We start from the raw sequence: 12,623 nt of genomic DNA on the forward strand, positions 1-12,623 counted from the left end.
GCTCGGCAGCTCCTGGTGCTGGTGCTCGGTGAGTTCGGCGGGACGAAATTGCTTGACGTCAAGATACCTGACCCGTCCTGACCATCCACCCTTGCACCCGGGTTGGTGCCGGGCAACGGGGGTAGGACGGGTCTACAGTGCACGTGACGAGGGAGGGCTTCCATGACGGACTCGACGATCAGCGACACCGCGACCGACCCGACCATCCAGCAGAAGCTCGCCGCCGAGGTCATCGGCACGCTGGTGCTGGTCTTCTTCGGCTGCGGCTCGATCACCTACGCGTCCACCGCCGGCGCGACCTTCACCATCACCACCATCGGACTCACGTTCGGACTCGCGATCGTGGTGATGGTCTACGCCTTCGGCCGGATCTCCGGGGGGCACTTCAACCCCGCGGTGTCGGTCGGCGCCGCGCTCAGCGGGCGGATCTCCTGGCGCCAGGTCGGCCCCTACGTGCTCGCCCAGCTCGTCGGCGCCGTCGTCGGCGCCCTGCTGCTCTACGTGCTGATGCAAGGCTTCGAGACGTTCGATGCCGAGGGCAGCATGGGCCAGAACTCCTTCGGCGACGTCGGCTCCGGCTACGCGTGGTGGGCGGCGTTCCTGCTCGAGATGCTGATCACGTTCGTCTTCGTCACCGTGATCCTGGCGGTCACCGACACCCGCAACGAGCACCCCGCCCTGGCCCCGCTGGCGATCGGCCTCACGCTGGCCGCGATCCACTTCGTCGCGATCCCGGCCACCGGCACCTCGGCCAACCCGGCGCGGTCGATCGGACCGGCCCTCTTCGCCGGCCCCGACGCGATCAAGCAGCTGTGGCTCTTCATCCTGGCCCCGGTGCTGGGCGCGGCCATCGCCGGCCTCGCCTACCCGCTGATCTTCGGCCGGGTCGGCGACCCGGTGCCCGGCTCCGGCATCAGCTTCAGCCGCCCGCGCACCGCTGCGCAGGTGCCGGGCTACGCCGCCCCCGACCAGTACCAGCAGCAGTGGAGCCAGCCGGCCGCCGAGCCGATCGTGCAGGACGGGTGGCAGTGGGACCCGGTCGGCCAGCAGTGGCACCCCGTCGGCTCCACGCCCGAGCAGTGGCGCGCCCAGCAGGCGGCCGAGGCCGCGGCGACCGACCCCGGCGACCCCGACGACGGCGGCACCCGCATCCGTCCGCCGAGCTAGTCGGCCAGCGTCGCGTCGCTGAGCCGCGCGGTGCGGCCGAGGTCGTCCTCCTCGACCGGACCGAGCCCCTCGGCGACGTACAGCGTGCGCTTGCCCTGCGGGTCCAGGACGCTGGTCGTCTCGACGACGAGCAGGCCGTCGAACGTCCCGGCGGGGACGGTCACCGTGCCGTCCAGCGCGCGCACCGTGGCGACGTCCTCGGCGGTCCCCGGCGCGTACGCCGTGCGGTAGCCGTCGCCCACCCGCGGGTGCGCGGGCATCGCCAGCCCGGCCTGGGCGCCCTCCTCGCCGGCCCGCCACTCGCCGTCGCGGCCGAACCACCAGACGTTGCCGTCGGTGTCCTGGGCGTACCAGTCCGTGGCGACCACGCCGTCCGCGCGGCTGACCCGGGCGGTCGTGGCCACGCCGGAGACGACCGGGCCGGGCGCGACCGTCACGAGCAGGTCCGTGGCGTCGACCGCGCCGATGACCTGGTAGCTCCAGGTCGAGCCGGGCGGGAGCGGGAACCACGGGTTGTCGACGGCGTCGACGAAGTCGTCGGGGTCCGGGCTCGGGGTCGGGACCGTCAGTTCGTCGATGCCGGTGGGCGGGCTGGGGTCGGACGCCGTGCCGCAGCCGGTGACGGTGAGCACCATGGCGAGCGCCGCGAGCAGGGCTCGCGCGGTCCCCGGGCTCGGCATGGACCCCAGCATCGCAGGGCGGCCGAGCGCTGCTAGCGTCGGGAGGCGGAATCCACCACCGCGCGTTTCATGAGGAGTCGTCGTGAGCTCTACCCCGTTGAAGGTCGCCGTCACCGGCGCAGCCGGTCAGATCGGCTACAGCCTGCTCTTCCGCCTCGCCAGCGGCTCGCTGCTGGGCGACCGCCCGATCGAGCTGCGGCTCCTCGAGATCACCCCGGCGCTCAAGGCGCTCGAGGGCGTGGTCATGGAGCTCGACGACTGCGCGTTCCCGAACCTGGCGGGTGTGGAGATCGGCGACGACGCGGAGACGATCTTCGACGGCGTCAACCTCGCCCTGCTCGTCGGTGCGCGTCCGCGCGGCCCGGGCATGGAGCGCGGCGACCTGCTGTCCGCCAACGGCGCGATCTTCACCGCCCAGGGCAAGGCGCTCAACAAGGTCGCCGCCGACGACGTCCGCATCGGTGTCACCGGCAACCCGGCCAACACCAACGCGCTGATCGCGATGTCCAACGCGCCGGACATCCCGCAGGAGCGGTTCTCGGCGCTCACCCGCCTCGACCACAACCGCGCGATCTCGCAGCTCGCCGCCAAGACCGGCGCCGCGGTCACCGACATCAAGAAGATGACGATCTGGGGCAACCACTCGGCCACCCAGTACCCCGACGTCTTCCACGCCGAGATCGGCGGCCGCAACGCCGCCGAGGTGGTCGGCGACCAGGACTGGGTCGAGAACACCTTCATCCCGACCGTCGCCAAGCGCGGCGCCGCGATCATCGAGGCGCGCGGCTCGTCGTCCGCGGCCTCCGCCGCCTCGGCCACCGTCGACGCCGCGCGCGACTGGCTGCACGGCACGCCCGAGGGCGACTGGGTGTCGATGGCGGTCGTCTCCGACGGCTCCTACGGCGTCCCGGAGGGCCTGATCTCGTCCTTCCCGGTGACCACCAAGAACGGCGACTGGTCGATCGTGCAGGGCCTCGAGATCGACGACTTCTCGCGCGCCAGGATCGACGCGTCCACCGCCGAGCTCGCCGACGAGCGCGCTGCGGTCACGGAGCTGGGCCTCATCTGACGCGACTCGGCGCATCTTGCCCGTCTCCTTGTGGACAAAGCGGGCAAGATGCGCCGACTCGGCATCTACAGGGGCTGGTCCGGGATCGAGGCGGCGAGGAAGATCAGCGCGGCGCCCGTGCCGGCGAGCAGCACGCAGTCCCACCAGCGGCGGCGCACAGCGAGCATGCCGGCGTCCTTGGCGGGCAGCACCGCCCGCACGACGGCCGCGAACACCAGCGCGGAGCCGAACCAGCGGACGCCGGTGCGCCAGTTGCCCGACGCCACGACGCCGATCGCGATCGCGACGACCGCGAGCACCACCAGGTAGAACGCGCCGCCGATCGTGGACGGGTAGCGGCGGCCGTCCAGCTCGGCGGACTCCTGCGTGGGCTCGGCCGGGTCGAGGTCGTTGGCCGGGTCGTCGCTCGCGGACTCGGTCACGCGTGCTGCCGCTCAGCCGCCGCGACGATGTTGGACAGCAGCATGGCGCGGGTCATCGGGCCGACGCCGCCGGGGTTGGGCGAGACCCACCCGGCGACCTCCCACACCTCGGGCGCCACGTCGCCGGCGATCTTGCCGTCGACGCGCGACACACCGACGTCGAGCACCGCGGCACCGGGCTTGACCATGTCGGCGCTGATGATCCCGGGCACCCCGGCGGCGGCGACCACCACGTCGGCCTCGCGGACGTGCTTGGCCAGGTCGCGGGTGCCGGTGTGGCACAGGGTCACGGTGGAGTTCTCGCTCCGGCGGGTCAGCAGGAGGCCCATCGGCCGGCCGACGGTGATGCCGCGACCGACGACGACCACCTCGGCGCCGTTGAGCTCGACCCCGTGCCGGCGGAGCAGCTCGATGCAGCCGATCGGCGTGCACGGCAGCGGGCCGGCCTCACCGAGCACCAGCTTGCCGAGGTTGGTCGGGTGCAGGCCGTCGACGTCCTTGTCGGGCGCGACCCGGGAGAGCAGCCGGAACTCGTCGAGCCCGGTCGGCTGCTGCACCAGGAACCCCGTGCAGCCGGGGTCGTCGTTGAGCCGGTCGATCGCCGACTCGACCTCGGCCTGGGTCGCGGAGGCGGGGAGGTCGACCCGGATCGACTCGATGCCGATCTCGGCGCAGTCCTTGTGCTTGGCGCCGACGTACCACTGCGAGCCGGGGTCGTCGCCGACCAGGATCGTGCCCAGGCCGGGTACGACGCCGCGCTCGCGCAGCTTCGCCACGCGCTCGGTCAGCTCGGCCTTGATCGCGTTGAGCGTCGCGGTGCCGTCGAGCTTCTGTGCAGTCACGGGTGCATCCTGTCTGGTTCGGCGCGGGTCAGTGGAAGAAGTGCCGGGTGCCGGTGAAGTACATGGTGACGCCCGCGGCCTTGGCCGCCTCGACCGTCAGCTCGTCGCGCACCGAGCCGCCGGGCTGCACGATCGCCGTCACGCCGGCCTCGATGAGGATCTGCGGGCCGTCCTCGAACGGGAAGAAGGCGTCCGACGCGGCGACGGACCCCGCCGCCCGCTCCCCCGCGCGCTCGACCGCGAGCTTGCAGGAGTCGACCCGGTTGACCTGGCCCATGCCGACAGCGACGGAGGCGCCGTCCTTGGCGAGCAGGATCGCGTTGGACTTCACCGAGCGGCACGCCCGCCAGGCGAACGCGAGGTCGGCCAGCACCTCCGCTGACGCGGGCTCGCCGGCGGCCAGGGTCCAGGTGGTCGGGTCGTCGCCCTCGGCGTCGACGTAGTCGCGCTGCTGCATCAGCAGGCCACCGGAGATCGGCCGCATCTCGACCTCGCCGCGGCGCGCAGGCTCGCAGACCAGGATCCGGATGTTCTTCTTGCCCTGCAGCACCTCGACCGCGCCCTCGTCGTACCCGGGCGCGACGATCACCTCGGTGAAGACCTCGGCGACCTGCCGGGCCATCTCGACCGACACCGGGCGGTTGGTGGCGATCACGCCGCCGAACGCGGAGACCGGGTCGCACTCGTGCGCGCGGCGGTGCGCCTCGGCGACGTCGGCGCCGACCGCGATGCCGCACGGGTTCGCGTGCTTGATGATCGCGACCGCCGGCTCGTCGAAGTCGTACGCCGCGCGCCGGGCGGCGTCGGAGTCGAGGTAGTTGTTGTAGGACATCTCCTTGCCGTGCAGCTGCTCGGCCTGGGCGAGCCCGGTGCCGAACCCGTTGAGGTAGAGCGCGGCCGGCTGGTGCGGGTTCTCGCCGTAGCGGAGGACGCTGGACTTGTCCCAGGTGCCACCGACCCACGCCGGGAACTGCTCGCCGTCGCTGGTGTCGGTGAGCACGTTGCCCATCCACGACGCCACGGCCACGTCGTACGTCGCGGTGTGCACGAACGCCTCGGCGGCGAGCCGCTGCCGCTGCGCCAGGGTGAAGCCGCCCTCGGCGACCGCCTCGAGCACGGCGGGGTAGCTGGCGGGCGAGGTGACGATCGCGACCGAGGGGTGGTTCTTGGCGGCGGCTCGGACCATGGAGGGGCCGCCGATGTCGATCTGCTCGACGCACTCGTCCGGCGCCGCACCCGAGGTGACGGTCTGGACGAACGGGTAGAGGTTGGAGACGACGAGGTCGAAGGGCTCGACGCCCAGGTCGGCGAGCTGCGCGACGTGGCTCTCGAGGCGGCGGTCGGCGAGGATGCCGGCGTGCACGCGTGGGTGCAGGGTCTTGACCCGGCCGTCGAGGCACTCGGGGAAGCCCGTCAGGTCCTCGACCTTGGTCACCGGCAGGCCCAGCCCGGCGATCAGCGCCGCGGAGCCGCCGGTCGAGACCAGCTCGACGCCGGCGTCGTGAAGGGCCCGCACGAGGTCCTCGAGCCCGGTCTTGTCGTAGACGGAGACGAGCGCGCGCTTGATCGGGATGCGGTTGTCGGACACAGACACTCCTGCGTAGTGATGAGGTGGGGAGCACCCAGGCGGTCGATGCTCCCGGCGTCACTCCCTGGTGGTCCCCCACCTGCGCCAGTCGTGTGACCTCACTTTAGAGGATCGAGGCGGCCGATCCGGACCCGCCGTCCCTCGACCACGAAGCCCTCGCGGGCCAGCCGGCCGACCGAGTCGACCAGCATCGCCCGCTCGGCGACCTTGATCCGCTCGTGGAGCGTCTCGACCGTGTCGTCCTCGGCGACCGCCACGGCGGTCTGGGCGACGATCGGGCCCGTGTCGACGCCGGGATCGACCACGAAGAGGGTCGCCCCGGTGACCTTGACGCCGTACGCCAGCGCGTCGGCGGGTCCGTGCATGCCGGGGAACGACGGCGACAGCGCCGGGTGCGTGTTGAGCACCTTGCCGCCGTAGCGCGCGAGGAACGTGCTGCCGAGGAGCTTCATGAAGCCGGCGGACACGATGATGTCCGGGTCGTACGCCGCGCAGGCGCCGGCGAGCGCCGCGTCCCACTCCTCGCGGGTCTCGAACTCCTTCAGCCGCACCACGAACGTCGGGATCCCCGCCCGCTCCGCTCGGGCCAGACCTTCGATGCCGTCGCGGTCGGCGCCGACCGCCACCACCCGGGCTCCGTAGGCCGGGTCGGCGCAGGCGTCGAGCAGCGCCTGGAGGTTGGTGCCGGAGCCCGACACCAGGACGACGAGGGCGGCAGGCTCGGTGCGCGACACGCGCCGCAGTCTAGGCCGCGCGCCGCGCGGCGCGACGCTGCCACCAGGTCATCGCGAGGCCGCCGAGCAGGCCGCCGATGCCGAACGCCGTGACGGCGTGCACGAGCACGTCGCCCGCGTCCGCGCCCACGTCGCGCATCCGGCCGGGACCGACCGCTCCCCCGGCGACGCCGGTCAGGACCGCGAGCAGGATGCCGGCGAGCACGCCGCCGACGCAGCCACGCAGCGCACCCTCCTCCCAGCGCAGGGTGGGCGCACGGCGCTGGGCGAGCGCGGCGGCGACGGCCGCCACCAGGGGCGGCACCGCGACGGCGTACGCCGTCCACACCGGAGTCGGCCCCTCGCTCGGCAGCGCCGCCAGCAGCGGGAACGCCGGGACCGGGCCGAGCGAGACCAGGGCGGGCGACACCAGCGTGCCGGTGCCGACCACGAAGCCGGGGCCGAGCAGGTAGCTGCCGGTGAGGAGCGCGGCGTTGGGGAGCACGGCCGCGGTCACGAGTGCGTAGGCCGCGACGTCCCCGGCCCCGGTGTGCAGCTGCGACATCACGTTGACCGCGGCGTCCAGGTCCACGACGAGCGCCACGAGGAGCAGCCCGGTGGAGAGCACGAGGAAGGTCGCGAGGATCCGCAGCCCTCCGGCGAGCGCGGCTCGCAGCCACGCCGGCACCAGCTCGGCCCAGATCGCGAGCCGGCCGCTGCCGGTGGCGATCGCGGTCCAGCCGAAGGTCGCGCACATCACCAGCGACCAGAGCACGACGCGGGCGCCGGACGGCGCGGTCTCGGTCGTCCCGGCCACCCGGAGGGTGACGACGGCGACCACCAGGTAGCCGAGCGTGAACGCACCCGCGGCCTGGGGCACCGTCCAGTCGCGCTCGCCGTCGGCGATCCGGTCGGCGTCCGGGCCGTGGCCCGAGATCGCGTCGCCCACGCGGTGCCCGATCCGCCACAGCGCCCACGCGCAGAGCGCGGTCAGCCCCAGGGGCACGATCGCGACCGCGGTCCCCTCGACCACGACGCCCGAGCCGTGGGCCATCAACCACGCCAGCGCACCGATGCGGAGGCCGTCGCGGGGCGCCCCGTGGGCGCCCGCGTCGGCCAGGAACCAGCCGGCCACGCCCAGCGCGAGACACACGACCAGCAACGCGCCGGCGGCGACCGCCCCACCGAGCAACGCGGCCGGCACCAGCGGTGAGCGGTGACCCAGGTCACGCGCCGGCGGCGCGGTGGCGGGTCCGGGCAGCAGCGAGGTCATGGTCCGGCCATCATCGCCCGACGGGGGCGGCGGTTCGGGGCGCACACGCCGAATCGGCTCGGATGTGGCTCGCGCGTTACCGTGGGGTACGTCATGACGGAGCCCGACGAGTTCGACCAGTTCTACAAGGACGTCCGCATCCGCCTGCTGCTGCTGACGTACTGCCTCACTGGCGACCTCCCCGCATCCCGCTCGGCGGTCCGCGACGCGTTCGTCGTCGCGTGGCACCACTGGCGCAAGGTCTCGCGGCTCGACGATCCCGAGGCGTGGGTGCGCGAGCGCGCCTGCCGGCACGCCCAGCGCCGCCACACCGCGAAGCTGTGGCACCGCGAGAAGGGCCTCGACCCCGAGGTGAAGGCCACGCTCGACGCGCTCGGCACGCTGCCGGTCTCCCAGCGCCGGGTGCTGCTGCTCACCGCGCTGACCACCAGCTCGCTCACCGACCTCGCCCGCGAGGTCGGCCTCCCGCGCACCGAGGCCGAGCGGCAGCTCCAGGCGGCGTCCGCGGCGTTCGCGCTCGAGCGCGACGTCCCCACGACCAGCATCCGCTCCGTCCTCGACGACGTCGGCACGCACCTCGACGCGATCACCTGGCCGCGGGCGTCGATCGTGCGCCGCTCCGGCGCCGCGCGCCGGCGTACCCACACCGTCATCGGCGTCGCCTCGACCGTCGCCGTCCTCGTCGCCACCGGCACCCTCGTGACCGAGGGCGCCGGGGTGCGACCCACCCTCGACGGCGAGCGCGCCTCGGCCGGCCTGCCGTCGTCCGCGGTCCCGGTCGCGCTCCCCGAGGACGCCCTGCTCGGCACCGACACGCTCGACCGGCACGCGCCGGGCCCGACCTGGGCGGTCGCCACGACCAGCGACAACAGCGCCGGCGACGGCATCGTGATGCCCTGCCAGGACAGCCGGTACGCCGGGCGCCGCCAGCCCGACGCGGCGCTGGTGCGGGTCTTCGGCTCGGAGGCGACCCGCAAGCAGCCTGCTCCGCGCGTCGTCCAGGCGGTCCAGGCCGCCCCCACCGAGCTGGCCGCCAGGCGCTCCTACGACACCGCCGTCGACTGGTTCGCCGCCTGCGGCACCGAGCGCGCCCAGCTGGTCGGGACCTACGACGTGCCCGGCGTCGGCGACGCCGCCATGCTGTTCGAGCTGCACACCTTCGAGGAGCCCGAGCACACCCTGGTCGCCGGGGTGGCCCGCACGGGCCAGTTCACCACCGTGACCGCGAGCTCCACCGAGGGCGAGGACGGCCCCGGCCCGCGGTTCGTGGCCCGGGTGCTCGGCGAGGGCGTCGACAAGCTGTGCGAGCTGCCCGAGGGTGGCGCCTGCACCACCGACCCCACCCCGGTGCCGGCCGCACCCGTCCCCGTGGCCGCGATGCCGGGGATGCTCGCCGAGGTCGACCTGCCCCGGCCCCGAGGGGTGAAGCAGGCGTGGGTGGCCACCCCGCCCCAGCGGGCCGACACCAACGCGGCCGCCACCGTGTGCGACCAGGCGTCCTTCAAGGGCCGCGGCATCTCCAACAGCTTCACCCGCACGTTCGTCGTGCCGGAGGCCAACCTCCCGGCCGAGTTCGGCGTCACCGAGACCGTCGGCACGATGTCGCACAAGCGCGCCAAGGCGTTCGTCGAGGACGTGCGGCAACGGCTGGCCCGCTGCGAGGACAAGCAGATGGGCACGGACGTGACCAAGCTGCGCGACGTGAAGCGCGGGGACACCGAGCTCGCGGTGTGGAAGGTGACCACCGAGGTCACCGACGACCGGTCGATCAGCTTCCTCATGGGCATCGCCCGCGACGGCTCCGGCGTGGCGCAGGTCGGGTTCGTGCCCGTCAAGGGCGTCGACGTCTCCGAGGACGACTTCGCCCGCCTCACCCAACGGGCGCTGGCCCGCCTGGACGCCATGCCGGCGCCTCGCTGAGCCTGCGAAGAAAAATCCCGCTCGCGTGCAACCGTGGGCCTCGCCGGGGCGTATCCCCGTCGATCGGCACCACCGCTGGTCACGAGGCTGACGAGAAGAGACGGGACCAGAGTCGATGGACGAACGCGAGTTCGACGACTTCTACACCGCGTCGTTCCAGCGGATCACCGGCCAGGTCTACGCCATGATCGGCAACCGCGACGAGGCGCAGGAGTGCGTCCAGGAGGCGTTCGTGCGGGCCTGGGCGCACCGCAAGAAGCTGGAGAAGGCCGAGCACCCGGAAGCCTGGGTCCGCACCACGGCGTACCGGCTCGCGGTGAGCCGGTGGCGCCGCACGATGCGGGGCAAGCGCCCCACCGACCGGGCCGTCGGCCCGGCCACGGAGACGGCCGCGCCGAGCGAGGCGCACGTCGCCCTCGTGGCGGCGCTCAAGCAGCTGCCCGAGGCACAGCGGCAGGCGCTGGTGTTGCACCACATCGCCGATCTGCCCGTGCACGACGTCGCCCGCGAGGTCGGCGTCCCCGAAGGAACCATCAAGGCCCGGCTCAGCCGCGGCCGCGCCGCGCTCGCCGCGCTGCTCGCCGACGAGGAGGGACTGAGCCATGCCTGACCCGATGGACGAGCTCGAGCACTTCACCACCCCAGGACTGACCATGACCCCGCTCCCCGCCGCCGAGGTACGCCGCCGCGGCACCCGGATGCGCCGCCGCAACAACGCGCTCGCCACCCTCGGCGGCGTCGCCGCGGTCGCGATCATCGCCACCCCGATCGCTCTCGCGGCGACCGGCAGCGACTCCAGCCCGACGCCGGCACCACCGGTCGCGAGCCAGCCCGCCGGCGGGTGGAAGCAGCAGATCCCGGCCGACTTCGGTCTCGCCGACGGCTGGAATCCGGAGCTCGAGATCGGGCCGGATGACCGACCGATCACCGACGACATCTGCTCCACCCCGCTCGAGGGCGAGGGCGTCGACCGGCTCGCCGTCGGGTACGTCGAGCCGGGCACCGAGTCGAGCGGCAACCGCGCACTGACCCTGTACACCGACCAGGCCACGGCCACCGCGCAGGTCGACCAGATCCGCTCGGCGGTGGAGAGCTGCGCCCAGACCCACGAGGGCGACGTCGTCGTCCACGACTCCGAGCTCGGCACCGAGCAGTCGCTGGTGTTCACCGCACGCGTGCTGCTGGAGGACGGAACCCCCGGAGGGGGCTCGATCTATCAGGTCGGGCGCACCGGCAACGCGGTCTTCGTCGAGCAGGTCAACGGGTGGCCCGGCGACGACGGCAGCGCTCCCGGCGAGGTCGATCGCGTTCGCGAGCAGGCCGCGCCGGTCGTCGAGCAGATGTGCACGTTCTCGGTCGACGGCTGCGGCCTCGCTCAGCCGGACGCGTCCGAGGCCGTCGAGGAGCCCACCGGGCTCACCGGCGCGATCCCGGACACGTTCCCGCTGGAGGAGGGACTGCCGACCGATCCGCAGGGCGGCGTGGGCATCGAGGGCCCGAGCCACGACCTGGACCTCGCGCCGTACAACCTCGAGAACACCCTCCAGGCGTGCGGCATCGGCCCCCAGAACCTGCCCGAGCCTGTCGACACCCTCGATGCCGGCTACCGGTCCCCCGCGATGGGCATCCTCCGCCAACTGCGGACCTTCGAGTCCGCCGCCGACGCGGAGGCGTACGCCGAGGGCGTGATGGCCCCGTTCGCCGCCTGCCCGGAGGACGCTGACAACCGCGGCGTCAGCAAGGTCTACGAGGTGACCGGCGAGGACGCAGGCGATCAGGCATCCTCCGCGGTGATGCGCGTCGAGGTCGACGGCGAGCCGGGCATCGGCTTCCAGCTCGTGCAGGTCGTCCGCGTCGGCCAGGCGGTGCTCCAGACCCTGGTCGTCAACGACGGCGAGCAGCTCGAGCAGACCCCCGACGAGTTGCGCGCAACGTACCTCGAGGACAGCCAGTCGGTCATCGACGCGATGCGCTGAGCCCGAAATGCCAGTCGGCGCAGCCTTCCCAGGGGAAGACTGCGCCGACGCGGCGTTGGTGGCTCAGAGGCTCTGCAGGATCTCCCGCATGAGCGCGGCGGTCTCGGACGGCGTCTTGCCGACCTTGACGCCGACGGCCTCGAGGGCCTCCTTCTTCGCCTGGGCGGTGCCCGAGGAGCCGGAGACGATGGCGCCGGCGTGGCCCATGGTCTTGCCCTCGGGAGCCGTGAAGCCCGCGACGTAGCCGACGACCGGCTTCGTCACGTTGTCCTTGATGTACGCCGCGGCCCGCTCCTCGGCGTCGCCACCGATCTCGCCGATCATCACGATCGCCTTGGTCTCGGGGTCCGCCTCGAACGCCGCCAGGGCGTCGATGTGCGTGGTGCCGATGATCGGGTCACCACCGATGCCGATGGCGGTCGAGAAGCCGAAGTCCTTCAGCTCGTACATCATCTGGTAGGTCAGCGTGCCGGACTTCGACACCAGGCCGACCGGGCCCTTGCCCGCGATGGTGTGCGGGGTGATGCCGGCCAGCGACTCGCCGGGCGTGATGATGCCCGGGCAGTTCGGACCGATCATCCGGGTGCCCGCGTGGTTCTTGTCCGACTGCAGGTAGGACCAGACCTCGGCGGTGTCCTGCACCGGCACGCCCTCGGTGATGACCACGAGCAGGCCGATGCCGGCGTCGATGGCCTCGATGCAGGCGTCCTTGGTGAAGGCCGGCGGCACGAAGACGACCGACACGTCGGCGCCGGTCTCCTTCATGGCCTCCTCCACCGAGCCGAAGACCGGCTGGGTGGTGCCGGCGAGCTCGACGGTGGTGCCGGCCTTGCGGGCGTTGACGCCGCCGACGATGTTGCTGCCGGACTCGATCATCAGGGTGGTGTGCTTGGAGCCCATGCCACCGGTGATGCCCTGGACGATGATCTTGCTGTCCTTGTTGAGGTAGATGCTCATACTCTGCTCCCCGGCC

At 72.8% G+C, this 12,623-nt stretch carries 12 protein-coding genes and 1 riboswitch; of the genes, 5 read left to right on the forward strand and 7 right to left on the reverse strand.

The window, feature by feature from the left end; all coding sequences use genetic code 11:
• Positions 1 to 162 precede the first annotated feature (162 nt).
• Positions 163 to 1,167 carry an MIP/aquaporin family protein gene (locus HZF07_RS09730; RefSeq protein ID WP_157341246.1) on the forward strand — a complete coding sequence of 335 codons (1,005 nt, stop codon included), beginning with the start codon at positions 163 to 165 and terminating at the stop codon, positions 1,165 to 1,167.
• Here the strand turns inward: HZF07_RS09730 and HZF07_RS09735 are convergent.
• Positions 1,164 to 1,847: a hypothetical protein gene (locus tag HZF07_RS09735; RefSeq protein WP_157341248.1), complete on the reverse strand. Its 684-nt coding sequence runs from the start codon at positions 1,845 to 1,847 to the stop codon at positions 1,164 to 1,166. The genes HZF07_RS09730 and HZF07_RS09735 overlap by 4 nt on opposite strands.
• Positions 1,848 to 1,929: 82 nt before the next feature.
• Between HZF07_RS09735 and HZF07_RS09740 the strand changes: the two genes are divergently transcribed.
• Positions 1,930 to 2,916 carry a malate dehydrogenase gene (locus HZF07_RS09740; RefSeq protein WP_181645001.1) on the forward strand — a complete coding sequence of 329 codons (987 nt, stop codon included), beginning with the start codon at positions 1,930 to 1,932 and terminating at the stop codon, positions 2,914 to 2,916.
• Positions 2,917 to 2,981: 65 nt separating this feature from the next.
• Here HZF07_RS09740 and HZF07_RS09745 read toward each other — a convergent pair whose 3' ends face one another.
• From HZF07_RS09745 to HZF07_RS09765, 5 genes are all read right to left on the reverse strand, one after another.
• The gene (locus tag HZF07_RS09745) at positions 2,982 to 3,338 is read right to left on the reverse strand and encodes a DUF3017 domain-containing protein (RefSeq protein ID WP_157341250.1); all 357 of its coding nucleotides are present in this window, start codon (positions 3,336 to 3,338) and stop codon (positions 2,982 to 2,984) included.
• Positions 3,335 to 4,180 (reverse strand): bifunctional methylenetetrahydrofolate dehydrogenase/methenyltetrahydrofolate cyclohydrolase, encoded by an 846-nt coding sequence (locus HZF07_RS09750; RefSeq protein WP_181645002.1) that lies wholly within the window; start codon positions 4,178 to 4,180, stop codon positions 3,335 to 3,337. The genes HZF07_RS09745 and HZF07_RS09750 overlap by 4 nt, the downstream gene beginning before the upstream one ends.
• Positions 4,181 to 4,208: 28 nt before the next feature.
• Positions 4,209 to 5,768, reverse strand: coding sequence for a bifunctional phosphoribosylaminoimidazolecarboxamide formyltransferase/IMP cyclohydrolase (purH, locus tag HZF07_RS09755; protein ID WP_181645003.1), 1,560 nt, complete (start codon positions 5,766 to 5,768; stop codon positions 4,209 to 4,211).
• A gap of 25 nt (positions 5,769 to 5,793) precedes the next feature.
• Positions 5,794 to 5,870: riboswitch (ZMP/ZTP riboswitch) on the reverse strand.
• A complete protein-coding gene (gene purN / locus HZF07_RS09760) occupies positions 5,867 to 6,502 on the reverse strand; it encodes a phosphoribosylglycinamide formyltransferase (protein WP_181645004.1) in 636 nt (211 codons plus the stop codon). It overlaps the preceding riboswitch by 4 nt.
• Positions 6,503 to 6,512: 10 nt before the next feature.
• Positions 6,513 to 7,754: a cell division protein PerM gene (locus HZF07_RS09765; protein WP_157341252.1), complete on the reverse strand. Its 1,242-nt coding sequence runs from the start codon at positions 7,752 to 7,754 to the stop codon at positions 6,513 to 6,515.
• Between the two features lie 93 nt (positions 7,755 to 7,847).
• On the opposite strand from HZF07_RS09765, the gene HZF07_RS09770 reads away from it, so the two are divergent.
• From HZF07_RS09770 to HZF07_RS09780, 3 genes are all read left to right on the forward strand, one after another.
• The gene (locus HZF07_RS09770; RefSeq protein WP_157341254.1) at positions 7,848 to 9,674 is read left to right on the forward strand and encodes a hypothetical protein; all 1,827 of its coding nucleotides are present in this window, start codon (positions 7,848 to 7,850) and stop codon (positions 9,672 to 9,674) included.
• A 115-nt stretch (positions 9,675 to 9,789) separates the two neighbouring features.
• Positions 9,790 to 10,284, forward strand: coding sequence for a SigE family RNA polymerase sigma factor (locus HZF07_RS09775; RefSeq protein WP_157341256.1), 495 nt, complete (start codon positions 9,790 to 9,792; stop codon positions 10,282 to 10,284).
• Positions 10,277 to 11,650, forward strand: a complete 1,374-nt coding sequence (locus HZF07_RS09780; protein WP_157341257.1) for a hypothetical protein — start codon at positions 10,277 to 10,279, stop codon at positions 11,648 to 11,650. Before HZF07_RS09775 ends, HZF07_RS09780 begins: the two co-directional genes overlap by 8 nt.
• A 63-nt stretch (positions 11,651 to 11,713) precedes the next feature.
• Here the strand turns inward: HZF07_RS09780 and sucD are convergent, their stop codons facing one another.
• Entirely contained in the window at positions 11,714 to 12,607 is an 894-nt protein-coding gene (gene sucD / locus HZF07_RS09785) for a succinate--CoA ligase subunit alpha (protein ID WP_157341259.1), read from the reverse strand.
• Between the last annotated feature and the right edge of the window lie 16 nt (positions 12,608 to 12,623).

It is taken from the genome of Nocardioides agri, assembly GCF_013778305.1.
Classification (GTDB): domain Bacteria; phylum Actinomycetota; class Actinomycetes; order Propionibacteriales; family Nocardioidaceae; genus Nocardioides; species Nocardioides agri.